Source organism: Actinospineispora acaciae DSM 45401 (assembly GCF_000620785.1).
In the GTDB taxonomy this organism is placed as follows: Bacteria; Actinomycetota; Actinomycetes; order Mycobacteriales; family Pseudonocardiaceae; genus Pseudonocardia; species Pseudonocardia acaciae.
On the sequence record NZ_JIAI01000002.1, the window covers coordinates 522,031 to 545,793 of the forward strand.

The 23,763-nt window shown below is 72.7% G+C and carries 25 protein-coding genes; 12 read left to right on the top strand and 13 right to left on the bottom strand.

The genetic code is table 11. The features are described from left to right. The first annotated feature begins 8 nt into the window (after positions 1 to 8). The gene (locus tag N912_RS0112075) at positions 9 to 365 is read left to right on the top strand and encodes a nuclear transport factor 2 family protein (RefSeq protein WP_028922627.1); all 357 of its coding nucleotides are present in this window, start codon (positions 9 to 11) and stop codon (positions 363 to 365) included. Here N912_RS0112075 and N912_RS0112080 read toward each other — a convergent pair. After that, positions 335 to 1,180 (bottom strand): alpha/beta fold hydrolase, encoded by an 846-nt coding sequence (locus N912_RS0112080; protein WP_028922628.1) that lies wholly within the window; start codon positions 1,178 to 1,180, stop codon positions 335 to 337. The genes N912_RS0112075 and N912_RS0112080 overlap by 31 nt on opposite strands. Positions 1,181 to 1,421: 241 nt before the next feature. Between N912_RS0112080 and N912_RS51365 the strand changes: the two genes are divergently transcribed. Both N912_RS51365 and N912_RS51370 read left to right on the top strand, forming a co-directional pair. Continuing rightward, entirely contained in the window at positions 1,422 to 3,029 is a 1,608-nt protein-coding gene (locus N912_RS51365) for an MFS transporter (protein ID WP_084210827.1), read from the top strand. 64 nt (positions 3,030 to 3,093) lie between these two features. Further along, positions 3,094 to 4,635: an SGNH/GDSL hydrolase family protein gene (locus N912_RS51370; RefSeq protein ID WP_051580082.1), complete on the top strand. Its 1,542-nt coding sequence runs from the start codon at positions 3,094 to 3,096 to the stop codon at positions 4,633 to 4,635. Here N912_RS51370 and N912_RS0112095 read toward each other — a convergent pair. Further along, positions 4,632 to 5,594 carry an LLM class F420-dependent oxidoreductase gene (locus tag N912_RS0112095; protein WP_028922629.1) on the bottom strand — a complete coding sequence of 321 codons (963 nt, stop codon included), beginning with the start codon at positions 5,592 to 5,594 and terminating at the stop codon, positions 4,632 to 4,634. The genes N912_RS51370 and N912_RS0112095 overlap by 4 nt on opposite strands. Before the next feature lie 92 nt (positions 5,595 to 5,686). On the opposite strand from N912_RS0112095, the gene N912_RS66455 reads away from it, so the two are divergent. Then, positions 5,687 to 5,815, top strand: coding sequence for a hypothetical protein (locus N912_RS66455; protein WP_281176260.1), 129 nt, complete (start codon positions 5,687 to 5,689; stop codon positions 5,813 to 5,815). A gap of 3 nt (positions 5,816 to 5,818) precedes the next feature. Here N912_RS66455 and N912_RS0112105 read toward each other — a convergent pair whose 3' ends face one another. After that, positions 5,819 to 6,643: an SAM-dependent methyltransferase gene (locus N912_RS0112105; RefSeq protein WP_211261218.1), complete on the bottom strand. Its 825-nt coding sequence runs from the start codon at positions 6,641 to 6,643 to the stop codon at positions 5,819 to 5,821. Between the two features lie 119 nt (positions 6,644 to 6,762). Between N912_RS0112105 and N912_RS0112110 the strand changes: the two genes are divergently transcribed. Beyond that, the gene (locus N912_RS0112110) at positions 6,763 to 7,515 is read left to right on the top strand and encodes an ABC transporter ATP-binding protein (protein WP_245645257.1); all 753 of its coding nucleotides are present in this window, start codon (positions 6,763 to 6,765) and stop codon (positions 7,513 to 7,515) included. Then, complete coding sequence (locus N912_RS0112115; RefSeq protein WP_028922632.1) at positions 7,512 to 8,390, top strand: ABC transporter permease; 879 nt, start codon at positions 7,512 to 7,514, stop codon at positions 8,388 to 8,390. The genes N912_RS0112110 and N912_RS0112115 overlap by 4 nt, the downstream gene beginning before the upstream one ends. Here N912_RS0112115 and N912_RS0112120 read toward each other — a convergent pair. The 3 genes from N912_RS0112120 to N912_RS0112130 all read right to left on the bottom strand — a co-directional run bounded on the left by N912_RS0112120 (position 8,383) and on the right by N912_RS0112130 (position 10,952). Further along, positions 8,383 to 9,561 carry a hypothetical protein gene (locus N912_RS0112120; protein WP_028922633.1) on the bottom strand — a complete coding sequence of 393 codons (1,179 nt, stop codon included), beginning with the start codon at positions 9,559 to 9,561 and terminating at the stop codon, positions 8,383 to 8,385. The two genes, N912_RS0112115 and N912_RS0112120, sit on opposite strands and share 8 nt — an antisense overlap. A 25-nt stretch (positions 9,562 to 9,586) precedes the next feature. Continuing rightward, positions 9,587 to 10,411 (bottom strand): SAM-dependent methyltransferase, encoded by an 825-nt coding sequence (locus N912_RS0112125; protein WP_028922634.1) that lies wholly within the window; start codon positions 10,409 to 10,411, stop codon positions 9,587 to 9,589. Between the two features lie 115 nt (positions 10,412 to 10,526). Continuing rightward, positions 10,527 to 10,952 carry a pyridoxamine 5'-phosphate oxidase family protein gene (locus N912_RS0112130; protein WP_028922635.1) on the bottom strand — a complete coding sequence of 142 codons (426 nt, stop codon included), beginning with the start codon at positions 10,950 to 10,952 and terminating at the stop codon, positions 10,527 to 10,529. A gap of 71 nt (positions 10,953 to 11,023) precedes the next feature. Here N912_RS0112130 and N912_RS0112135 point away from each other — a divergent pair, with 71 nt between their 5' ends. Continuing rightward, positions 11,024 to 11,560: a helix-turn-helix domain-containing protein gene (locus N912_RS0112135; RefSeq protein ID WP_028922636.1), complete on the top strand. Its 537-nt coding sequence runs from the start codon at positions 11,024 to 11,026 to the stop codon at positions 11,558 to 11,560. A 54-nt stretch (positions 11,561 to 11,614) separates the two neighbouring features. On the opposite strand, the gene N912_RS0112140 is transcribed toward N912_RS0112135, so the two are convergent. The 4 genes from N912_RS0112140 to N912_RS51380 all read right to left on the bottom strand — a co-directional run bounded on the left by N912_RS0112140 (position 11,615) and on the right by N912_RS51380 (position 15,508). Further along, positions 11,615 to 12,181: a hypothetical protein gene (locus N912_RS0112140; RefSeq protein ID WP_245645258.1), complete on the bottom strand. Its 567-nt coding sequence runs from the start codon at positions 12,179 to 12,181 to the stop codon at positions 11,615 to 11,617. A 156-nt stretch (positions 12,182 to 12,337) separates the two neighbouring features. Further along, positions 12,338 to 13,735 (bottom strand): amino acid permease, encoded by a 1,398-nt coding sequence (locus tag N912_RS0112145; RefSeq protein WP_037064247.1) that lies wholly within the window; start codon positions 13,733 to 13,735, stop codon positions 12,338 to 12,340. A 32-nt stretch (positions 13,736 to 13,767) separates the two neighbouring features. Beyond that, positions 13,768 to 15,261 (bottom strand): sodium:solute symporter family protein, encoded by a 1,494-nt coding sequence (locus tag N912_RS51375; RefSeq protein WP_051580083.1) that lies wholly within the window; start codon positions 15,259 to 15,261, stop codon positions 13,768 to 13,770. Positions 15,262 to 15,265: 4 nt separating this feature from the next. Then, a complete protein-coding gene (locus N912_RS51380; RefSeq protein ID WP_037064249.1) occupies positions 15,266 to 15,508 on the bottom strand; it encodes a hypothetical protein in 243 nt (80 codons plus the stop codon). A 96-nt stretch (positions 15,509 to 15,604) separates the two neighbouring features. Between N912_RS51380 and N912_RS0112160 the strand changes: the two genes are divergently transcribed. Both N912_RS0112160 and N912_RS51385 read left to right on the top strand, forming a co-directional pair. Then, positions 15,605 to 16,747 carry an aminotransferase class V-fold PLP-dependent enzyme gene (locus tag N912_RS0112160; protein ID WP_028922639.1) on the top strand — a complete coding sequence of 381 codons (1,143 nt, stop codon included), beginning with the start codon at positions 15,605 to 15,607 and terminating at the stop codon, positions 16,745 to 16,747. Next, positions 16,748 to 18,004, top strand: a complete 1,257-nt coding sequence (locus N912_RS51385) for a metal-dependent hydrolase family protein (protein ID WP_051580084.1) — start codon at positions 16,748 to 16,750, stop codon at positions 18,002 to 18,004. Between the two features lie 53 nt (positions 18,005 to 18,057). Here N912_RS51385 and N912_RS0112170 read toward each other — a convergent pair whose 3' ends face one another. Then, positions 18,058 to 18,876 (bottom strand): FHA domain-containing protein, encoded by an 819-nt coding sequence (locus N912_RS0112170; protein WP_064745242.1) that lies wholly within the window; start codon positions 18,874 to 18,876, stop codon positions 18,058 to 18,060. A 93-nt stretch (positions 18,877 to 18,969) separates the two neighbouring features. Between N912_RS0112170 and N912_RS60230 the strand changes: the two genes are divergently transcribed. Continuing rightward, positions 18,970 to 20,886: a serine/threonine-protein kinase gene (locus N912_RS60230; protein ID WP_051580085.1), complete on the top strand. Its 1,917-nt coding sequence runs from the start codon at positions 18,970 to 18,972 to the stop codon at positions 20,884 to 20,886. A gap of 50 nt (positions 20,887 to 20,936) precedes the next feature. Beyond that, positions 20,937 to 21,773, top strand: coding sequence for an LLM class F420-dependent oxidoreductase (locus N912_RS0112180; RefSeq protein WP_037064252.1), 837 nt, complete (start codon positions 20,937 to 20,939; stop codon positions 21,771 to 21,773). Here the strand turns inward: N912_RS0112180 and N912_RS0112185 are convergent. Further along, positions 21,770 to 22,402 (bottom strand): maleylpyruvate isomerase family mycothiol-dependent enzyme, encoded by a 633-nt coding sequence (locus N912_RS0112185; RefSeq protein WP_028922642.1) that lies wholly within the window; start codon positions 22,400 to 22,402, stop codon positions 21,770 to 21,772. The two genes, N912_RS0112180 and N912_RS0112185, sit on opposite strands and share 4 nt — an antisense overlap. An 11-nt stretch (positions 22,403 to 22,413) precedes the next feature. Between N912_RS0112185 and N912_RS0112190 the strand changes: the two genes are divergently transcribed. Next, a complete protein-coding gene (locus tag N912_RS0112190) occupies positions 22,414 to 22,809 on the top strand; it encodes an MmcQ/YjbR family DNA-binding protein (protein ID WP_051580086.1) in 396 nt (131 codons plus the stop codon). 1 nt (position 22,810) lies between these two features. Here N912_RS0112190 and N912_RS0112195 read toward each other — a convergent pair whose 3' ends face one another. Next, positions 22,811 to 23,752: an SDR family oxidoreductase gene (locus N912_RS0112195; RefSeq protein ID WP_037064254.1), complete on the bottom strand. Its 942-nt coding sequence runs from the start codon at positions 23,750 to 23,752 to the stop codon at positions 22,811 to 22,813. Positions 23,753 to 23,763: the final 11 nt, after the last annotated feature.

The following is a 23,763-nucleotide window of genomic DNA, read 5'->3' on the forward strand; positions in this document are numbered from 1 at the left end:
AGCCCGTCATGCCCGACGCGCACACCGTCTTCACCGCGGTCGACTCGCTGGACTCCCGTGTCATGATCGCGCTGTTCGCCGAGGACGGCACCATGGTGTTCGGCAACCGTGAGCCGATGCGGGGCCGGGAGGCCATCGTGGCCGGGGTCGAGGCGTTCCTGTCGACGATCAGGGGCCTGCGCCACGACATCCGGCGTGAGTGGACCGTCGGGGCGGACACCATTGCCGAGACCGACGTGACCTACACCCGCCACGACGACAAGCGGGTCACCATCCCCGCCGTGTCCATCTGGCGGGTCCGCGACGACGGCCTGATCACCGACTACCGGGTGTTCTACGACCCGTCCCCGCTGTTCGCCGCGTAGTCCTCGGCCAGCACCCCGCGCAGCGCCGTCGCGAAGGCGTCCGGATCGGTGACGAAGCCCATGTGGTCGCCCGGGAGGTCGGCCACCGGCGCGTCCAGCCGCGCGGCCAGCGCCGTCGAGGTGCGGTGGCAGAGCTGGCCCCGCGAGGCCGTTCCGATGCCGACCACGATCCGGGTGCCGGCCGCGCGCAGGGCGTCGATGTCGGGGCGGTGGCGGGTGGTCGGCCGGAGCATGTGGGCGAGCATGTAGTCGCCGTTGGCCTGCGCCACCTCCGGCGGCAGCGACGGGTCGGACAGCGGCGGCGCCTCGCCGTCGCCCGGGATCTCGAAGCCGCTCAGCGCGAAGAACTTCCCCCACGCGGCGTCCGTGTCGCCCCGGCGGTGGGTGTCGTACACGTCGTCGATCGCCACGCGCAGCTCCGCGCGGTCGGGCAGCAGCTCGATCAGCGGCGGTTCGTGCGCGACCAGGGTGCGCACCCGCTCGGGGTGGTGGGCGACCAGCTCGAGCGCGGTGATCGCCCCGCCGCTGGTGCCGAGCACGGACGCCGGCTCGTCGCCCAACGCCGCCAGCACGCGCCGCGCGTCGTCGGCACGCAGCTCCGGCGTCGAGTCCTGGGTCGGGTCGTCCAGCGGGCTGTGGGAGATGCCCCGGGGGTCCGTGGTCACCACCGTGTACTCGTCGGCGAGCCGGTCGGCCAGCGGCGCGAACGGGTAGCTCTCCATCGGCGCGCCGATCAGCAGCAGCACCGGGCCAGAGCCCCGGACCTCGTAGTACAGCCGCGCGCCCGGCACCCGAAGGGTGTGTGTGGTCGTCATCTCTGTCGTCCTCCTGACGGGTAACTGGGTCGATTTCTGTCGGTGGTCGTCGTTAGCGTCGGCCCCGGCTACCGGTACTGACCGGGCCCGGCCTGTGATCTGGTCGGGACGGAGCATGGGATTCGGACACGCTCCTGTTGCACCTGCGTGCGTGGCGCAGGTCATGTGGGTTCGAGCGATGAGTTGTGACGGGCCGGCGGGTCTCAACCCGGGAGACCACCGGCGAGGAGAGGACGTAGTGATGAGTACCGCCGCCCCCGAGGTACGGAAGGCGACCCGGCGCGAATGGGTCGGCCTTGCCGTGCTGGCGCTGGCCTGCCTGCTGTACGTGATGGACCTGACGGTGCTGCACCTCGCGGTGCCGGCGATCACCGAGGACCTCAAGCCGACCAGCACCCAGCTGCTGTGGATCATCGACGTCTACGGGTTCATGGTGGCCGGTGCGCTGGTCACCATGGGCACGCTCGGTGACCGGATCGGCCGGCGGCGGCTGCTGCTCTGGGGCGCGGCGGCGTTCGGGCTGGTGTCGCTGCTGGCCGCGTTCTCCACCAGCGCGGAGATGCTGATCGTCAGCCGCGCGCTGCTGGGCATCGCCGGCGCCACGGTGGCCCCCTCGACGCTGTCGCTGATCTTCCACATGTTCCAGGACCCGAAGGAGCGGACCACCGCCGTCGGCATCTGGATCGGCGCGTTCTCCGCCGGCAGCGCGGTGGGGCCGGTGCTCGGCGGGCTGGTGCTGCAGGCGTTCTGGTGGGGCTCGGTGTTCCTGCTGGCGCTGCCGGTGATGGGCGCGCTGCTGGTCCTCGGGCCGAAGGTGCTGCCGGAGTACCGCGACCCCAACGCCGGCCGGCTGGACCCGATCAGCGCCGGGATGTCGGTGGTCGCGCTGCTCGCGGCGGTGTACGGGCTCAAGCAGATCGCTCAGGACGGCGTGACGGCGGTGTCGGTGCTGGCCATCCTGGTCGGCGTGGCGGTCGGGGCGCTGTGGGTGCGCCGGCAGCGGCGCCGGGAGGACCCGATGATCGACGTCGGGCTGTTCCGGATCAGGACGTTCAACTCCGCGCTGGCGGTGAACTTCCTGGCGATCTTCGTGATGGTGGGCTACTTCCTGTTCATCTTCCAGTACCTGCAGCTGGTGGCGGGCATGTCCGCGCTGGTGGCGGGGCTGTGGTCGCTGCCGTCCGCGGTGGGCTTCGTGATCAGCTCGCAGCTCGCGCCGAAGCTGCTCAGCGGGGTGCGCCCGGCCTACGTGGTCGCCGGCGGGCTGGCCATCTCGGCGGTCGGGCTGGTCATCCTGACGCAGGTCGAGGTGGCGACCGGGCTGGTCTCGCTGGTGCTGGCGTCCGTGGTGATCTCGATCGGGATGGGCCCGGTGTTCGGGCTGACCACCGAGATGATCGTGGGCTCGGCGCCGGAGGAGAAGGCCGGCGCCGCGTCGGGCATCTCGGAGACGGCCGCCGAGCTGGGCGGCGCGCTGGGCATCGCGGCGCTGGGCAGCATCGGCGTGTCGCTGTACCGGGGTGGGATCGCGGACGGCCTGCCCGCCGGCGTCCCGGCCGACGCCGCGCACCAGGCCACCGACACCCTGGGCGGGGCGATCAGCGCCGCGTCCCGGTTGCCGGCCGAGCTGGGCGCGGAGCTGGTCGCCGTGGCGCAGCGCGCGTTCGTGTCCGGCCTGGTCTGGACCTCGGCGGTGGCCGCGGTGATCGCGGCGGTGATCGCGGTGGTGGCGGCGGTGGCGCTGCGCGGCGCGGGCACGCCGTCGCCGAACGCCGCGGACGCCACGGACGAGGACGTGGACGACACCGCGCCGGAGCTGGAGGAGCCGGCGGCCAGCCGCACGCACTGATCGTTGCGGGGGTGTTAGGGGTTTCGTGATACCGACGGTGCCCGTGAGGCGGTAACGTGCCCGCGTGCCCGAGCTGCCGCCGGAGTACCTGGACCCCAACACCCCGCCCGACGTGGTCGTCACGGACCGGGTGCGCCCGCCGATCGAGGACCCCACCCTCGGCGAGCCACTCGGTCCGCCCGCGCCGGACCTGCCGTCCGTCCCGGACTCGCCGGCGCGCCGGCTGGTCACCATCGGCGACTCGCTGACCCACGGCATGATCAGCGGCGCGGTGTTCCGCACCGACCTGTCCTGGCCCGCGCTGGTCGCCGAGAACCTCGGCGCGGGGCCCTTCACGCACCCCACCTACGCCGGTCCGCTGGACGGCCTGCCGCTCAACCTGGAGACCGTGCTGCGCCAGCTCCAGGACCGCTACGGCGAGGACCTCAACCTGGCCGAACGGATCGGCCTGCCGGTGACGCTGCAACGGCTGGTCGACGCCAACGAGGACTACTGGGAGCGCGGCGACGGACACCGCCCGCCGCCCACCGACGTCCGCTACGACAACCTGGGCATCTACGGCTGGGACGTGCGCGACGCGCTGTCCTACTCCGCCGCCCGGGCCACCGCCCGCGCCAACCTCCCCACCCACGACGACCTGCTCGGCGCCAAGCCGGAGAACGACAACGACATCGCCGCCGCCTCGGTGCTCGCCCCGTTCGGCCCCGATGCCGCCCAGCTCGACGCCGCCGCCCGGCACGGCGCCGACGGCGGCATCGGCGCGCTGGTGATCATGCTCGGCGCCAACAACGCGCTGGGCTCCGTGATCGACAAGAACCCCCGCTGGTCCGGCCCCGGCTTCGACGACCTGGACAGCAAGGAGGCGTTCAACGTCTGGCGCCCCAGCCACTTCGCCCAGGAGTACGCCAACCTGGTCGCCGCGCTGCGCCCGATCGCGGCCCGGACCGTGCTGCTGGCCACCGTCCCGCACGTCACGATCGCGCCCATCGCCAAGGGCATCAACCCGGACAACCCCGGCCAGAAATGGCGCGAAGGCAGCCGCTACTTCCCCTACTACGTCGACCCCTGGATCGACGAGCGTTCCTTCCGCCCGTCCAAGCACCGCCACCTCACCCACCAGCAGGCGCGCGCGATCGACTCGGCGATCGACCAGTTCAACGACACCATCACCGAGGCCGTCCGCCAGGCCCGGCGCGAGGGCCGCGACTGGCAGGTGCTCGACCTGTGCGGCGTCCTGGACGGCCTGAGCTACCGCCGCTTCGCCGACGACCCGGCCGCCGCCGCCCGCAACGACTGGCGCCGCTTCGGCATCCCCCCGGCCCTTGCCGACCTGGACACCCGCTTCTTCTCCTCGGACAAGACCGGCCGCCACGCCGGCGGCCTGTTCGGCCTGGACGGCGTCCACCCGACCACCTGCGGCTACGGCATCGTCGCCCAGGCCGTCCTGGACATCCTCGCCCCCGGCACCACCATCGACTTCGCCGCCCTACGCACCCGCGACACCCTCAACACCCACCCTCCACCCCTCCTGGCGTCCATTTTCGAGCTCCTGGCCCCCTTCCTAACCTGGTTCGTCTCACCCCCACCGCAACCGCCCCCGGCCTAGGGCGCCAACGCCCCCAGCGTCCGCCGGCCGTCCGGATCTCCCTCGGTGGCCGGGACCAGCGCGATCTCGTCGAGCCCGGCCTCGGAGTAGGCCCGGATGCGGGCACGAACGGCCTCCACGTCACCCACCAACCCAACGGTCTCGACCGCCCACCGGGGCAGCGCGGCGAGCAGCTCGGCTCGCGGAGCGCCCTCGTCCGCCAGACGCACCGCGTCGTGCAGCCCGGACTCGAGGAACACCTCCCGATACCCGCGCACCGTGAGGTACCCGGCGACGCTGCCCAGGATCTGGTCGTACGACTCCGCCGTCGGGTCCACCGCCGCCGGAAGCCACGCGGCCAGCGTCGGCGCCCGCCGGTTCGCCTGGCTGGCCGCCGCGTCCAGCTTCGCCCGCAGTCCGCGAACCTGCTCCGGCGACACCAGATCGAGCACCATCCGGTCGGCGTAGCGGGCCGCCACGGCGATCGCCCTGTCGCCGAACGCCGCGACCGTCAAGGGCCCGGTCGGCCCGGCCAGCCGCTGCCGGAACCCGCCGCCCGGCACCACCTCGCCGCCCGGCCCGCCGCGCTGATGGTCGAACAGCTCACGCACCCGCGCACTGCACTCCGCGAGCACGGTGGCCACCCGTGCCCGTGACCGCCCGTGCACGCCCTCCACCACCCGCACGCTGGACGCGCCGAGCGCGACCCCCACCGGCCGCCCGATCACCGCCTCGGCGGACGCGGCGCCGCGCACGATCGTGAGCGGATCGCGGACCGAGACCGCCACCGGCCCCGCCGTCACCGCTATCCGCTCCGTCCCCAACCCGACCGCCGCGCCGAGCACGAACGAGTCCCAGGTCGGCCCCTCGCCGAGCCACACCTCCGGATAGCCCAGCCGATCCGCCACCGCCGCCACCCGCAACGCCTCGGCCGGCGCGCTGTCGTCCTCACGGGACGCCGCCACCACACTGATCTCCATCCTCGCCACGCTGTCGCGGTGCGCGTTAAGGATCCGTGAGGACCGGCGGTCAACGCCGTCGACGCGGCCCCGGCCGGTGCACACTCGGTGCCATGAGGATTCCGCCGCAGCGGTTCGCCCCGCTCGCCGGGCGCACGGCCACCATCATGCGGCTGGTCGCGGCGCTCGCGGTCGCGCTCGTCGTCGGCTGCCCGCTGCTCCTGTGGGGCCTGCCGGCGTAGGGATCAGGGCTTGCGGGCGACGCCCCCGTACGAGGAGCCCACCGGCTGGGCGCTGCCCACCTCGGCCGCGTCCGGACGCCACAGCGAACCCGACACCAGCCCGGGCTCCAGCAGCTCCAGGCCGCGGAAGTAGCGGCGGAAGTGGCCGTCGGTGCGCAGGTAGAAGGCCTGGATGCCGGTCTCGTTGCGGTTCTGGATGCCCTGGCTCACCGCCGCGTCGTTGTCGACCCCGTCGTGGACGAGCAGGTAGCTGCCCGACGGCACGGCCGCCATCAACTGGTCGACGATCGAGCACGCCTCGTCGAAGTCGGCGATGTGGCCCAGCAGCCCGAAGAGGATCACCCCGACCGGCTTGTCGAAGTCCAGCGTCTTCGCGGCCTCGGCGAGGATGAACGCCGGGTCGTGCGCGTCGGCCTCCAGGTAGACGCAGGTGCCCTCCGGGGTGGAGCTGCCCACCCAGGCCTGGACGTGCGCGCGCACCACCGGGTCGTTGTCGACGTACACCACCCGGGCGTCCGGATGCACGGCCTGGGCGACCTGGTGGGTGTCCGCGAGGTCCGAGGGCGCGGGCAGGCCGCAGCCGACGTCCAGGAACTGGCGCACCCCGCCCTCGGTGGCCACCGCGTGCACCGCGCGCATCAGGTAGCGCTGCGCCTGGCGGGCCAGGTTGAAGATCTCCGGGAACGCCGAGGCGAACGCGTCCCCGGTGCTCCGGTCGAGCGGGTAGTTGTCCCGGCCGCCCTGTACGTAGTTCCAGAACCGGGCGGGGGACGGCCGCTGAAAGTACTCGTCCGCTATCGCCGGCCGTTCTGTCTGTTCCTCGCCCACGAAACCGTCAAGCTCCCGTCGGGGTCGATCACTTTTGCGTGCAACCTTATCGCCATATCCTGCGTCCGGGGCCGGTGTGGCGGCGCCCGGGGTCGTGCCGAGGGACCGGAGGTATCCGTGTGACCAGCCCGTCCGGCGAGAGCGCGGTGCTGCGGTTCACCGGGGTCGGCAAGCGGTTCGACGGCGGGACCGAGGCGTTGGCGGGGGTCGAGCTGGCGGTCGCGCGGCGCGAGTTCGTCAGCGTGGTCGGGCCGTCCGGGTGCGGCAAGACCACCCTGCTGCGGCTGGCCAGCGGCCTGTCCGCGCCCAGCGAGGGGCGGATCGAGCGGCCGCCGGAGCGGATCGCGTACGTGTTCCAGGACCCCACCCTGCTGCCCTGGCGCACCGCGCTGCGCAACGTCGAGCTGGTCACCGAGCTGCACCGGATGTCGCGGTCGGCGCGGCGGGCGCGGGCGCTGGACGCGTTGAAGCGGGTCGGGCTGGACGGGTTCGAGCGGCGGCTGCCCGCGCAGCTCTCCGGCGGGATGCGGATGCGGGTGTCGCTGGCCAGGGCGCTGGTGATGGAGCCGGAGGTGTTCCTGTTCGACGAGCCGTTCGGCGCGCTGGACGAGATCACCCGGCTGCGGATGCAGGAGGAGCTGCAGCGGGTGATGGGCGACGGCGGCTTCAGCTCGCTGTTCATCACCCACTCCGTGGCCGAGGCGGTGTTCCTGTCCCACCGGGTGCTGGTGATGTCCACCCGGCCGGGCCGGATCGTGGCCGAGGTCGAGGTCCCGATCCCGTTCCCCCGGCCGGCCACGCTGCGCTTCGAGCCCGAGTTCGGCCGGCTCGGCGCCCGGGTGTCCGAGGCGCTGGCCGGGGCGCACCGGTGACCACCACCGACCGCGCCCTCGCGCGGGACGACACCGAACGGGCACCGGCAGGGGAGAACGGGGCGGGTCGGGGCCGGCTGCGCCCGCTGGCCCGCGCGGTGCTGCCGATACTGGTCACCCTGATCGCGTTCCTGGGCATCTGGCTGGCGGTGAGCTACCTGCTGCTCACCCCGGACCGCCGGGAGATCCTGGTGCCGCCGCCGCAGCGGGTGCTCACCGAGTCGATCATGCAGTGGTCGCACCTGCGGCCGATGCTGGAGGCGCTGCTGCTGGACGTTCAGGTGTCCATGCTGGGCCTGCTCATCGCTGCGGTGCTCGGCATCCTCGCCGCGATCGTGATGAGCCAGGCCTGGTGGCTGGAGCGCAGCATCTACCCGTTCGCGGTGCTGCTGCAGGTGGTGCCGATCCTGGCGATCGTGCCGCTGATCGGGCTGTGGACGAACTACGGCTGGACCGGCCGGGTGGTGGTGTGCGTGATCATCGCGATCTTCCCGATGATCGCGAACACGCTGTTCGGCATCCACTCGGCGGACCCGGGCGCGCACGAGCTGTTCACCCTGCACGGGGCCACCCGCTGGCAGCGGCTGACCAAGCTGCAGCTGCCCGCCGCGCTGCCGGCGGTGTTCACCGGGCTGCGGATCTCCTCGGGGCTGTCGGTGATCGGCGCGCTGGTCGGCGACTTCTTCTTCGTGCAGGGCCAGCCCGGGCTGGGGACGCTGCTGGCCGTCTACATCTCCCGGGTGCAGTCCGCCGACCTGTTCACCGCGATCCTGCTCAGCACGTTGTACGGCGTGGTGGTGTTCTCCGCGTTCACCGCCCTCGGCTCGGTGGCGCTGCGGTCCTGGTACAGCGGGGCGCAGCGGCGGCTCAGTTGAGCTTGACCGCCGGGTTGATGAACCGGTTGGTGGCGATGTCCTCCGCCTTGAGGTTCGGCTTCACGTTGGCTCCCGAGCTCTTCAGGCTCGGGCTCAGCAGGTCGATGGCGGCCTGCACCCGCGCCGGGTCCATCCCGCCCAGGGCGCCGGTGCTGGGGTCGTTGGCCGCGAGGCGCAGGTCCTTCATGACCGTCGCGGCGTGCTGGGCGACCCCGAGGGAGAACGTCCAGCCGGTGTTGAACCTGGCCACGGCGTCGACCATGAGCTGGTTGGTGGGGCCGGGGTTGGTCAGGTAGTCGAGCTGGGCGCGCTGCAGGATGGGCACGAGCTTGGCCAGGCAGCCGGACAGCGGGCCGAGGTCGGCGGCGCGGACCGAGAGCGGCTCCGGGTAGACCGGGTAGCCGACGTCGGCGAGCAGCTGGTACTTCACCGGCTTCTTCCAGCTCGGCAGCTCGTGCTGGTAGGTGTAGAGCTCGTTGGTGGCGTAGCCCTGCTGGGCGATCGTCGGGTCGGTGACGAACCGGGCGGGCGCGCCGGTGTAGCCGGCCTCCACCTGCTCGGGCTTGATCATTCCCTTGCTCACCAGCATCGGGGCGAAGTGGCTGTCCTTGGACACCACGACCTTGGCGTTGGAGGCACCGATGTCGGCGATGCCGCGCCACTCCGGGTGGCTGGCCGGGTCCCACATCAGGATCTGCGGGCTCTTGTTCTGCGGGGCGAACACGGCGGTCATCGGCTGGTTGGCCGAGGTCGCGATCGCCAGGTCGGTGTGCACCCCGCCGAGCGTGATCGAGCGGTCCAGGTACATCCGCGCCGGCACGGTGGCGAACCCGATGGCCCCGCCGCCGCTGCGGACCTCCAGCCTGACGCCGGTGTCCTTCCCGGCCGCGACCAGCGGGCCGGTGACCAGCTTGTGCTCGGCGTCGATGGTGGATCCCGGGCCGAGCAGCTGGTACAGCGACGCGTCGTCCGCGCTGGGCTCCCAGGAGTTCTGCACGACGATGGTGGCCGGGCAGGCGCCGGCCAGCCGCTCGGACTCCGGCGCCGGCGGCAGCGGCAGCGGGGCGGCGCCCGGCGCGGGAGCCGGCGTGCTCGAACCTGCGCAGCCGGTCAGGACGGTACCGAGCAAGGCGGCGGCCAGCGCCGACGCGGTTCGAACGGGAAACGACATGGATGCACTCCGGAATCTGTCTCTGTCAGGTCTTGCGGGCGACGGCTCCCCAACACGTGATCACCGGGCGCAGCACCCCGACCTCGACCTTTTCCGGTCGCCACCTGGCCGCCAACCCAATGCCCGGTTCGAGGACTTCCAGCCCTCGGAAGTATGCGCGGAACTGTTCCTCGGTACGCAGGTGGTAGGGCTGGATTCCGGTCGCGTTCCGATTATCGATCCCTTGACGGACCGCCCGGTCTTTGTCGACCCCGTCGTGAAGGACCAGATAGCTTCCGGGAACAATCCTGTTCATCAAATGGTCGAGGACGGAACGCGCCTCGTCGAAGTCGGTGATGTGCCCCAGGATGCCGGAGAGCACCACCGCGACCGGCTCGGACAGGTCCAGCGTCCGGCCGGCCTCGGCGAGGATGCGCTCCGGTTCGCGGGCGTCGGCCTCGACGTAGCTGCACGCCCCCTCGGGGGTGGAGCTGCGCAGCCAGGCCTGCGTGTGGGCGCGGACCACCTTGTCGTTGTCCACGTACACCACCCGGGCGTCGGGGCGCACGCGCTGGGCCACCTCGTGGATGTCGGCCAGGTCGCGGGGGACCGGCAGGCCGCAGCCGACGTCCAGGAACTGGCGCACACCGCCCTCGGCGGCCACCGCCCGCACCGCGCGCATGAGGAACCGCCGGGCCTGGTCGGCCAGCATGAATATGTCCGGGAATGCCGTCGCGAAGGCGTCCGCCGCCACCCGGTCGAGCGGATAGTTGTCCCGGCCGCCCTGGAGATAGTTCCAGAACCGAGCGGGCGACGGCGTCCGGAAGTATGCTTCCGGTAACGCCGCCTCGGGAAGCGGAGCCTGTCCCACCCTCTCATCCTCGCCCACGAAGCATCAAGATTTCGTTCGGGTCGATCACGCTTTCCCGTAACCCTATCTTCTTCCGGACGGAAATGTCTTGGCTTATAACACTTCCCGGATTGGATCAGGCGGCGTAGCGGGCGACGGTCTCCGGGTGGATGACGATCCGGACGATGTCGGAGTCGACCATCTCCCGCAGCGTCGCGGCCTTCTCCGGGTCGGAGAGGTCCCAGTAGCGCGCCCCGAGCCGGGAGGCCAGCTCGCCCGCGCCGTCCGGCTCGATGGTGACCGTCCCGACGATCGAGATCCACCGCTCCGGCTCGCCGGCGTTGTTCGCCACCAGGATCGAGGCCCTCGGCGAGTCCCGCAGCCGCCGCACCTTCGGCGACGTGACGCCGGAGAACAGCTGCACGGTCCCCTCGGGGGTGCTCTCGAACCACACCGGCCGGGTGGTCGGCCACGCCCCGTCGCCGGGTGCCGCAACGGTGATGAAGCCGAGCCTGGTCTCGGCCAGGAAGGCCCTGTCGTCGTCGGTGAGCACCGCCGTCATGTCCGGATCCTCCGTCGTTAGGGGTTCGACCTCACGCTACCGGGGCGCCCGGGTCGATTATCGTCACCGGCGTGATCGGCCTACGCATCCGCGACCTGCGCACCGCCCGCTCGATGACGGTCACCGAGCTGGCCAGGGCGGCCGACGTGTCGGTTGGCCTGATCAGCCAGGTGGAGCGGGGGATCAGCGACCCGAGCCTGGAGACGCTGCGGCGCATCGCGCGGGTGCTGGAGACGCCGCTGTTCAACCTGTTCGCCGAGACGGGTGGCGAGCGGGTGGCGGTGGTGCGCAAGGACGCGCGGATGTTCGTCCGCTCGCCGCGCGGCGGGATCACCTACCAGCGGCTGTCCTCGGGCAGCGGGAAGATCGAGGTCCTGGAGGGGCGGCTGGATCCCGGCGCGGCGTCCTCGGAGGAGCCGTGGAGCCATCCGTCCGAGGAGTGCGTGGTGGTGCTGACCGGCCGGCTGGTCGTCGAGGTGGAGGACGCGCGCCACGAGCTCGCCGAGGGGGACAGCGCGTCCTTCGACTCCCGCTCGCCGCACCGCTACCTCAACGAGACGTCCGAGCCGGTGCGCTTCCTGCTCTCCATCACGCCGCCGAGCTACTGACCTGCTTGTTCACCTGCCCGCCCGGCGTCCCGGGCGGGCTCGGCGTTCCTCCTCTCAGGCCAGTTCGGGAACCCGCAGGTGGGCGACGGCCAGCTCGAACTCGCAGACGTCGAGCATGTCGACGCCCGCCTCGCGGGTGGCCTCCTCCCGCACCGAGGCCGCCCGCTCCCGGCTGTCCTCCAACGCCCGCTGGCTGTCGAAGGTCACCGAGGAGACCGCGCGGCCGGTGTCGCGGTTGATCATCAGGCTGGCGCTGCAGAACCCGTCCAGGGACTCCATCGCCGGCAGCGGGACCATCCGGAACACGTCGATGGCCCTGTCGATCCCGTCCATCTGGGCCTGCACCCAGGTGGAGCGGACGCAGGCGCCCGGACGAGACGTGTGATCACGGTGTAGGACGGCGATCTCCCAGTGTTCGACCTGGGGCTCGCCGCCGAGCATCTCGGCCACGCGGTCACGGATCGGTCCGGCCCGATCCTCGCTGGCCCTCATGGCATCCTCCGACTGCCATGCGCTGGTTGCGATGCACCGGCCGGCCATCCGGTCGACCAGCATGGACAGGCCCACGCACCCCTCGATGTCCAGGAGTTGGGGCATCACCTCGTCCCGGACGTGGGCCACGCCTGCGTCGATCGACTCCAGGCGCGCGTGAACTGTTGTGGATCGTGCGTACACGGTCCACCCCCTTCCGGTTGCCGGCGTGCTATAACGCACACCGGCACCCCACCTTTCTCCGGGTCGCGGTGGCATGGCAATGACCGTTTCGGGGGGTGCGACTCAGCCTGTCGGGGCTCGGCCGCGCCTGGCGAGCACCAGGTAGGCGATGGTGAGCAGCGCGAAGAACGGGACGCCGGCCAGCCAGGCGGCCTCCAGGCCCTCGATGAACGCGGTGGACACCAGCACCGCGCACAGGAACAGGGCGGCGAGCCCGGTGGTGTACGGGGCGCCCCAGAGGCGGGCGGGGGCCGGCTGGTCGCCCCGGGCGCGGCGGAACGCCCAGTGCGTCACCAGGATCATGATCCACACGACCAGCGCGCCGAAGATGGAGACGCCGAACAGCGCCACGTACGCGCTGTCCTCGGCCACCTTGGACAGCGTCGCCGCCAGCGCGAGCCCGAGCGCGCTGAGCACCAGTGCGTTGCGCGGCACGCCGGCGCGGGACAGCCGCCCGGTCCAGGCCGGGGCGTAGCCGTCGTGGGCCAGCGAGTGCAGCATCCGGGTGGTCAGGTAGAGGTTCGTGTTGGCGCTGGACAGCGCGGCGGTGATGACCACGAAGTTGATGACGGTCGCCGCGGCGGAGATGCCGGCGCCGTTGAAGACCAGCACGAACGGGCTGGCCGCGATCGTGCCGCCGTGCGCCGCGGTGGTCGTCCACGGCACCACGGTGAGCACGATCGCGATGGCCAGCACGTAGAACAGCACCAGCCGCAGCACCATCTGGCGGGCGGCGCGCGGGATGTCCCGCTCCGGGTGCTCGGACTCCGCCGCGGTGACCGCGACCACCTCGGTGCCGACGTAGCTGAACATCACGAACACCATGGCCAGGAACAGCCCGGGGATCCCGTTCGGCAGGAAGCCGCCGTGCTCGGTGAGGTTGCCGAACCCGGTGGCCGGCGCCTTCGGCAGGCCCACGGTGATCAGCACGACGCCGAGCAGGATGAACACCACGATCGCGACCACCTTGATCATGGCGAACCAGTACTCGACGGTGCCGAAGAACCGCACGGCGGCCGCGTTCGCCGCGAGCACCACCGCGGAGAACACCACCACCGGCAGCCACAGCGGCAGCTGCGGCCACCAGTACTGCACGTAGATGCCGCTGGCCACCACCTCGCCGCCGATCGCGATGACCTGGATCGTCCAGTACGTCCAGCGCTGCACGAACCCGGCCAGCCCGCCGAGGTAGCGCCGCGCGACGGCGCCGAACGAGCCGGCCTCCGGGTGCACGGACACCATCTCGGCCAGCGCCCACGCGATGACGAACGCGACCAGCGCGCACAGCACGTACGCGATCACCGTGCCGGGCCCGGCCTGCTTGATGGCCAGGCCGGAGCCGAGGAACAGCCCGGTGCCGATGGCGCCGCCCAGGCCGATCATGGACAGTTGCCGGCCGGTGAGCGAGCGCCGCAGCCCGCCGTTCTCGGCGGTGGAGGGCCTGTCGACGGCGGGGCGCATGGCGGCTCCGTTTTCAGTCAGGCTGAACGAATTCAGGGATTGTGGGGGGATGTGACGGACCTGTCAACGGCCGGGATTCCGACCGTCACGGCGTCCGAGGGCGGCGGCTTGGTGACCAGGCTGACCACGACGGTGACCAGGATGTTGAGCACCAGCGCGGGGAGTCCGACCACGGTGCCGGCCGGGCACAGCGCGAGCATCGCGTTGCCGAACGGCGGGATGGCTACCGCGAGGCCGCCGACCACCGTGCCGCTGATCGCGCCGGCCGCGCTGATCCGCCGCCACAGCAGCGAGCCGAACAGCGCGGGGGCGAGCTGGCCGATGGCGTTGTAGACGCCGACCATGATGTCCAGCAGTGCCTGGGTGCGGGCCATGGTGATCAGCACGGCGGCGGCGGTGAGCACCACGGCGGCGATCCGGCTGATCCGCAGCTGTTCGGCCTCGCTCGCCTCGCCTCGGACGACCGGGTAGACGTTGCGGGTGAACAGGCTGCTGCAGCAGAGCACCAGCACGGCGGTGGGGATCAGCGCGACCAGGATGCCGGAGCCGGCGAGCAGCCCGATCAGCCAGTCCGGCGCGTGGGTGCGGGCGAACAGCAGCAGCGCGCCGTTGGCCGCCGCGCCGCGCAGCCCGGGGTTGGTCAGCAGCGCGGCCAGCGCGACCACGACGACCAGCAGGTAGAACAGCGAGTACAGCGGCTGGACGATCTGGTTGCGGCGGATGGTGCGCACGTCCTTGGCGGTGAACGAGACCTGGAAGGAGTGCGGGAAGACGAACGCGCCGATCGGGGCGAGCAGCAGGAAGCTCATCCACCACCACTGGTTGTGTGCCCCGCCGGTGAGGCCGGGCAGGGTGGCCGCGTCCGGATGACGCTCGGCGACCGCGTCGAAGATGCCGCCCCAGCCGGACACCCCCGCCGCGCCGGCCGCGATGAGCGCCAGGATCAGCAGCACCACCACGATGAGGATGTCCTTGACCACCGCGCCGAACGCCGCGCTGCGCATGCCGCCGACCCCGATGAACACCGCGACCAGCAGGCCGGCCGCGACGATGCTCAGCGAGTCGGGGGTTTGCGGGCCGAACAGCGTCTTGAGCATCAGGGACAGGCCGGTGAGCTGGACCTGCGCGTACATCAACAGCGCCAGGATGCCGAACAGGCCGAGCGCCGCGCCCAGCCACGGCGCCGCGAACCGGCGGGAGAAGTAGTCGCCCTCGGTCATCAGGCCGTGGTCCTTGCCGGCCCGCCAGATCCTGGGCACCGCCCAGTAGCCGAACGCGGAGGTGAGCACGACCGTGCCGAGGATGTAGTAGGCGGGCGCGCCGTCGGCGTACACCGCCTGCGAGGCGCCCAGGATGGAGAACGTCGTGAACGTCTCGCCGGCGAGCAGGAACCAGAACAGGAAGCCGCCGAACCGGCGCCCGCCGACCGACCACTCGCGCACGTCGACCCGCCGGCCCCTGGCGGCCAGCCAGATCCCGCCACCGATCGCGCCCAGCGCGACCACCGCCGCCACCGCGTAGATCATCGCCTCAGGTCCTGTCGATGTCGCCGCGGGCGCTGTCGATCGCGTAGGCCACGCCGATCGCGGCGCTGCCGACGATCACCCCAAGAACCATCCAGACCAGCAGGAACGGCACGTGGCCGAACGCGTACCCGACGCTGCCGGCCCAGGGCACGGCCACAATGCACCAGAGGAAGGGCACGATGAGCAGCAGCCAGTGCCAGCGCCTCGGGCGTGACGGCGACGCGGGGGTACGCCTCTGGACCTCCATACCCGGCGAGCCTGCTGCGATTGCGTCCCGTTGTCAATCAGGCTAAAGATATTCGAGCACAATGAAATTTTCGGGCGGTCGGGGAGGTATCACGAGATGGCGGACGGTGGCGCGGCGGCTCGGTTCCGCGCGGAGTTCCCGGCGCTGGCGGACACCGTGCACCTGGCCAGTTGCAGCCAGGGCGCGCTGTCCGGCCGGCTGACCTACGCCCTGCAGGAGATCGCCTTCTCGCTGCGGGACAAGGGCGCGCCGTGGGAGGACTGGGTCGCCGAGGTGGAGCGCGCCCGGGCGGGGTTCGCCCGGTTCATCGGCGCCGAGCCGGGCGAGATCGCCGTGCTGTCCTGCGCCTCCGAGGCCGCCTACCAGGTCGCGTCCAGCATGGACTGGGCACGACGAGCCGCGATCGTGACCACCGACCTGGAGTTCCCCTCCATCGCGCAGGTCTGGCGGGCACAGGGCGGGCGCGGCGCGAGCGTGCGGGTGGCCAGGGACAACGGCACCACGGTGACCGCCGAGGGGTACGCCGAGCAGATCGACGAGGACGTCAACCTGGTGTCGGTGCCGATGGCGCTCTACGGCAACGGCGCCCGGCCTCCGGTGCGCGAGGTGGTGGAGCTGGCGCACGAGCGGGGCGCGCGGGTGTTCGTGGACGCCTACCAGGGCACCGGGGTGCTGCCGGTGGACGTGCACGAGCTGGGGTGTGACTACCTGGCGAGCGGCTCGCTGAAGTACCTGCTGGGGCTGCCGGGCATCGCGTTCCTCTACGTCCGCGCCGGCACCGAGCACCAGCGCGACCCGGAGCTGACGGGGTGGTTCGGCCGCCGCGACCCGTTCTCGTTCGACCCCCGGCTGGTGGACTTCCCCGCCGAGGCCCGGCGGTTCGAGACGGGTACCCACCCGATCCCGTCCGCGTACGCGGCCAACGCGGGGTTGGAGCTGCTCGCGCCGCTGGACATGGCCACCGTGTTCGAGCACGTCTCCACGCTGGCCGCCGAGCTGTCCGAGCAGCTGGCCGGCGACGGCGAGATGATCGCCAGCCCGACCGATGCGGCCGGGCGAGGGCCGCAGGTCGCGATCGTGGACCAGGACCCGGACGCCCTGGCACGCTGGCTGGCGCGGCGGCGGATCGTGACCGCCCCCCGGGGGCGGCTGCTGCGACTGTCGCTGCACTACTACAGCGACCGCTCGGACGTGGCCGCCGTGGTCGACGCCATCCGTAGGTACCGGAAGGAGTCCTAGATGGTCACCGTGTTCCGGGCGCCGAGGCTGCTCACCCACGCCGACGCGCCGCTGGTGGACGACGGGGCGGTGGTCGTCGACGGCGAGCGGATCGTCGCGGCCGGGGCGTGGAGCGAGATCGAGGTCCCGGCGCCGGCGCAGGTACGAGAGCTGGACGACGTCACGCTGCTGCCCGGGCTGGTCGACGCGCACGTGCACCTCGCCATGGACGCCGAGCCGACGTCCACCGGCACCGACCTGTCCCGCCCGGACGCGGAGCTGGCGCTGGTCATGGCGCAGAGCGCGCGCCGGCTGCTGGACGCCGGCGTCACCACCGCCCGCGACCTGGGCTGCCCGGGCACGCTGTCGGTGGCGGTGCGCGACGCCATCGCCGCCCGCCGCATCCCCGGCCCGAGGATGCTGGTGGCCAACGCCCCGATCACGGTCACCGGCGGGCACGCCTGGGCGATGGGCGGGGAGGCGGACACCGCCGAGGACGTGGTGCGCCAGGTGCGGCTGCGGGCGAAGGAGGGCGCCGACCTCGTCAAGATCATGACGACCGGCGGGTTCATGACCGCCGGCAGCCGGCCGTGGCACGCCCGCTACACGGTCGAGCACCTGTCCGCCGGCGTGGACGAGGCGCACCGCCTCGGCATGCGGGTGACCACCCACGCGCTGGGCGTGGAGGGGATCGCCCGCGCCGTCGCCGCCGGGGTGGACTCGATCGAGCACTGCGCCTGGCTGACCGAGACCGGCAGCCGGTTCGATCCCGCCGTGGCCGCGCGGATGGTGGCCGCCGGCATCGCCGTCTGCCCGACCATGAACACCGCGTGCCTGCCCGAGCCGTACTTCTGCCCGTGGGACTCGCGCGCCGCCGTGCTCGACAACCTCCGGGCCATGCACGCCGCCGGCCTGGAGATCATCGCGGGCACCGACGCCGGCATCGGGATGGTGCCGTTCCAGCGCTACGCGGACGGCCTGGACATCCTCGGCGAGGCCGGCATGAGCCCGAGGCAGGTGCTTGCCGCCGCCACCGCGAAGGCCGCGCGCGCCTGCGGCCTCGCCTCCGTCACCGGGACCCTGGCCCCCGGCATGGCCGCCGACGTGCTCGCCGTCCCCGGCGACCCGACCGAGGACCTGTCGGTCCTGCACCGCCCGCTGTTCGTGCTGGCCCGAGGCGACGAGCACGCCTGCGCCCCCGCCGGCGAACCGACCGGCGACGCCGCGACCGCCGAACGGATCCGCGCCACCCTCACCGCCGGCGCCGGCCGGGCCTGACCTCCGCCGACACCCCCCATCGACGCCGGCGGTCGGTCAGGCCCGGCCGGGTGTCAGCACGCCGAGTCCAGCGGGGCGAGCAGCCGCAGGTCCGGCGGCACCAGGGTGGTGGACAGCAGCAGCTCGACGATCAGGTTGTGGTTGATCGCGTTGCCGATGGGCTCGCCGACCTCGTCGCGGGTGAGCCCGGGGACGTCGTGCTCGACCAGGCGCCTGCGCACGGCGCTGACGATGTGCTCGGCCCGCTTCGGGCGCCAGCCCTCGCGCGGGCGCAGCTCGGCCAGGTCCTCGGCGACCTGGGTCCAGGACAACGGCTGCGGGAACGCCTCGTGGCGCAGGTAGCGCTGGCCGAGGACGACCAGCACCAGGCGCTCAATGTCGGTGAGCCGCCAGCCCGGCGTGACGCTGGTGCTGTCGTCCTCGCGGACCGCGTCGGCGTCGAGGCGGGGCGCGCCCGCGACGCGGACCTCCAGCAGGTGCTCGGGCCCGTGCCCGGACCGGATGAACAGCGGCGTGTACGCCACCGCCAGCGGCTCCTCGTGCCCGCTGAGCAGCAGGTGCGACCCGGGCATTCGGATCGGGACCCGGCCGGTGTTGCGCACCGACCAGCGGTGGCCGTCGTGGCTGATCACCCCGTGCCGGCGGCTCACCGCCCGGTCGCCCTCGCCGACGCACACGTGCACCTCGGGCTCGTTGCGGCCGAACACCACATCGAGGCGGGCGGTGGGGGAGACCGAGATGCCGCCCCGGTCGCCCAGCGCGAACAGGGTGCCGACCGGGCATGGCGGTAACCCCCTGGCGAGGCTGCCGGTCCCGGCCGGAAGCAGTTGTACCCCGTACGTCGTCTCGTTCGTCACCGCGTTGCCGCCCATGAGGGCATCCTGCCCAACCCGGCTTGGGAGCGTTCCCGGTTGTAGGGTTCGGTCGTCTTTGTCCAGAGCACCACCGGTAGCGAGGCTGGGTCGATGGAGTCCGGGTCGGTGATGTTCGGGCGCTACCGGCTGCACGAGCGGATCGGCGCCGGCGGGATGGGGGTGGTCTGGCGGGCCACCGACCAGCGGCGGGACCGGACCGTCGCGCTCAAGCGGATCTCGCTGACCGACGGGAACGGCGGCGAGCCCCCTTCGGTGGTGCGGGCGCGGGCGTTGCGGGAGGCGGCCACCGCGGAGCGGCTGCGGGGCAACCCCAGAGTGGTGGCCACCCACGACGTGCACGTCGAGCACGACTCCGTGTGGCTGGTGATGGAGTACGTGCCCTCGCGCAGCCTGGCCGCGCTGCGCCGCGAGCACGGCCGGCTCGACGCGGTGGCGGTGGCCAGGATCGGCACGGCGGTGGCCGAGGCGCTGGCGGCCGGGCACGAGCTGGGCATCGTGCACCGGGACGTCACGCCGAGCAACGTGCTGGTCGCCGACGACGGCACCGTCAAGCTGGCCGACTTCGGGGTGTCCCACCTGTCCGGGCACCCGGAGGTCACCGAGGACGGGATGATCAGCGGCACCATCGCCTACCTGGCGCCGGAGGTCGCGGCCGGCGGCGAGTCGACCCCCGCCTCGGACGTGTTCTCGCTGGGCGCCACGCTGTACGCCGCGATCGAGGGCGAGCCGCCGTTCGGGCTGGACCAGAACAAGCTGCGGCTGCTGAACGTGGTGCGCACCGGGATCATCCGCCCGCCCACCTCGGCCGGCGCGCTGACCTCGCTGCTGCTGCGCCTGCTGGTTCGGGATCCGGCGGTGCGCCCGGACGCCGCCACCGCGGCCGCGCTGTTCGACCGCTTCGCCACCAGGGCCGGCGCCGTCGACACCGAGGACCTGCCACCCGACCAGCCGGCGCCCGATGAGCCGTCCGAGGCCACCGAGCCGCCCCGGCGAGAGCGGACGGCGGTGCTTCCGCGGGTGTGGCACTGGTCGCGGCTGGGGCGCAGGCGGGTGGTGGCGTTGGGGCTCGTGCTGTGCACGGCCTCGGTCGCCGTCGTGGGGTACCGGTGGCTGGCCGGCCCCGACGCGCCACCGGTCGGCGTACCGCCGCTGCCCGCGACGACCGGCCCGGTCTCGCTCACCGGGGACCAGAAGGCGGCCGACCCGTGCGCGCTGGTCGACCTGGACTGGCTGCGCCAGTTCGGCCGGCCGTCGATCGTCAACCCGGCCCAACTGAGCGGGTGCCGGGTGAAGATCGTTACGCCGCGCGACACCGATGTGTACCTGGCGTTGTCGTTCCGCAGGTCAGCGGACACTGTCGCCTCGGTCGGCGGCAGCCCCGAACGGATCGGCGAGATGACCCTGGTGCGCAAGGAGCCCGTCCGCACAGGGTCGCTGTCCGGTTGCGATCGGATCCTCTTCCTCACGGACCGCACCCGGGTCTTCATCGGCGGGCACGGCATCGACGAGTTCGACATGTGCAGGCTCGCCGACGTGGGCGCCGCCGTCGCCATCGGCGCGCTTGCCCGCGACGGCGTCACGTACCGGCCGGGCCGCGCCGCCGCGTGGGCGAGCGGCGACCAGGACGCCTGCACCCTGCTCACCGGCGCCGAGCTGGCCACCGTGGCGGACCTCAACCCGACCATCCGCATCCCCGGCTTCGCCAACTGGTCCTGCTTCTGGGGCACTACGACCAAGAGCGTCGAGATCTACCTGCTGCTGAACGACTCGACACCGGGCGACTACGGTGACGCCACCATCATCGCCGGCCGCCGCGCCTGGCTGAGGATCCTGCCCGACGGCAAGCTCCGTCGATGTGATGCCACCGTCGTCTCCCGGCCGGCGGCGACCGCGGCCAGCGTCACGGAGCTGGCCCTTGTCGCGGTCAAGGGCTCGGAGCAGAACGAACGGCTGTGCGGGTGGGCGAGCGAGCTGGCCGCTTCGGTGGTGAACCGCCTACCGGCCTAAGCGCGCGGCGGGCGGGAATGTGCGCGGCCGGTACGAGGGTTGGCGTAGGCATGGCGATCGAGAACCTGGGCGCGGTCGGGATGTGGGTACGTCACTCGGGGGTGAGCCCTCGGGTAGCGAGCGAGCTGGAGCGGCTCGGGTACTCGACGATCTGGCTGGGCGCCTCGCCGGCGGCCGGGCTGGACGTCGTCGACCCGCTGCTGGAGGCCACCGAGCGGCTGGTGGTCGGCACCAGCATCGTCAACGTGTGGACCGCGCCGGCCAAGCCGGTCGCCGAGTCGTTCCACCGGCTGGAGGCGAGGTACCCGGGGCGGTTCGTGCTCGGCATCGGCGCCGGGCACCGCGAGCACAACACCGACTACCGCAAGCCCTACGACGCGCTGGTGGACTACCTCGACGAGCTGGACCAGGCCGGCGTCCCGGCGCACCGGCGGGCGTTGGCCGCGCTCGGGCCGCGCGTGCTGGAGCTGGCCCGCACCCGCACCGCCGGCGCGCTGCCGTACCTCATCACCCCCGACCACACCCGGGGCGCGCGCGAGCGGCTGGGCGTGGCGCCGCTGCTGGTGGCCGAGCAGAAGGTCGTGCTGGACGCCGACCCCGAGCGCGCCCGCCGGCTCGGCCGCGCCCGGGTCGGCCCGTACCTGCGGCTGTCCAACTACGTGGCCAACCTGCGCCGGCTCGGGTTCTCCGACGACGACGTGACCTTCCCCGGCAGCGACCGGGTGGTCGACGCGCTGGCCGTGCACGGCGACGCGGACGCGGTCGCCGCCGGGCTGCGCGCGCACCTGGAGGCGGGCGCGAGCCAGGTCGCCGTCCAGATACTGGCCGAGGACGACGACATCCTGCCCACCGCGCGGGCGCTGGCCGGCCGGGTCTGGGCCGCCTAGCCGCCGATCCGGCCGGCCAGGGTGGCCTGGCCGGGGCCGGCCAGCTCCTCCACCACGCCGCGCCGGCCGGCGGCGGCCATCAGAAGCGCCTCGCCGGGACCCCGCACCTCCGGCCCGTTGCCGTGCGACCAGTCCAGGTCGGTGGCGATCAGCCGCAGGCCCCGGGTCCGCCAGTAAGCGCCGATGGGCGGGGCGATCATGGCGCAGCGCAGCCCCTGGGCCAGCCGGTCGGGCGGGATCTGCCGGGGCAGGCCCAGCGGGCGCCGGATGTCCTGGTGGTGGATCATCGCGTCGAGCATCGCGACCATGCCGCCGAGCGCGGCGGTCAGGCCCCTCGGCTCCAGGTGGTCGTTGAGCAGGGTGAGCAGCTGGTCGGGGTCGCGCGTGCCGTACTCCGCCAACCCGACGGCGTTGGTCCGGTTGAGCGCGAACCGTCCCTTGACGAACCGCCCGACCAGCGCCCGGGTGTCCAGCTCGTCGTAGCTGAGCATGTGTGCCACCACGTCGCGCACCCGCCAGCCCTCGCACAGGCTCGGCGCCTCCCACTGTTCGGGAGACAGGGTGGCGAGCAGCTCGGCGAGGTCGGCCCGCTCGTCGCGCGCGAAGCGCTTCAGGTTCACGGCATGCATGCTTAACGGCTATGGGAGGTTCGCGCAATGATCGGGATCACGGCCGGGAGCTGGCCGGGGTGCGCGAGCGTTGCCTGGCGTTGCCGGAGGTGACAGAGGGACTCACGCATGGCGCGCCGACCTGGTTCGTGCGCGGGCGGCGCTCGTTCGCCAAGTTCGTCGAGCCGGCGGAGCACCCCCGCCTGGGGCAGCCGAGGGTGGCGCTCTGGGCGGCGGCACCGCCGGGGGCGCGCCAGGAGCTGCTCGCCGCCGAGCCCGACAGGTTCTTCGCCCCGGCCTTCGGTGGGTCCGGCTGGGTCGGCATGTGGCTGGACCCCGGCCCGGACTGGGACGAGGTCACCGAGGTGATCACCGACGCCTACCGCCAGGTGGCCCCGAAGCGGCTGGTCGCCCGGCTCGACCGGTGAGTCACAGCGCGGCCCAGCTGTCCGGCCGGGTGCCGTCGACGTCGGTGAACCCGTACTCGCGCGCCAGCTCGGCGGAGGTGACCGAGCGCTGGTTCCACCTGGCCCGGTCCGGGTCGGCGGCCAGCGCGGCCACGGCGCGGCCCACGTACCGGGGCGACTCGGAGCCCTCGAACCCCTCACGGGCGCTGGGGTAGCCCTCGACCTTGCCGGGGACCAGCGCGTCGCGCCAGTTGTCCTCGGTGACGCCGAAGTTGGCGAGCATCATCTCCGAGCGCAGCCAGCCCGGGGTCAGCGCCACCGCCGTCCCGCCGCGTTCGGCCAGCTCGTGGCCCTGGGAGAACGCCAGCCGGTTCACCGCGACCTTGGCTAGGTCGTAGTACACCGAGATCCGGTACCGGGAGGCGTTGAACTCGGCGGTGCCGTCGGTGATCTCGACCAGCAGGCCGCCGCCCGGGCGGTCGACCAGCAGCGGCAGCAGGTGGTGGGAGGTGATCACGTGGGTCTCGACGGCCAGCCGGAGGATGCGCAGGCCCTTGTCGAGGTCGTGCTCCCAGATCGGGGTGTTCCACTCCGGCGGGGCGCCCTTGAGCCGCTCGGCGCCCCAGATGTCGTTGACCAGCACGTGGATCCGGCCGTGTTCGTCGCGGATCCGCTCGGCCAGGGCGCGGACCCGGTCGGGGTCGAGGTGGTCCACCGGGACGGCGACCCCGACCCCGCCGAGCGCGGTAACCAGCTCGGCGGTCTCCTCGATCGTCTCCGGGCGGTCCGTGTAGTCGGAGCGGTCGGTGCCGGTGCGGCTGCTGCGCCCGGTGCAGATGACCGTCGCGCCGGCCTCGCCCAGCGCGGCGGCGATGCCCCGCCCGGCGCCCCGGGTCGCCCCGGCGACCACGGCGATCCGCCCGCGCAACGCGTCCCGGTCCGGCGTCCATGTACCTGGGGCCATCTCGCGAGTGT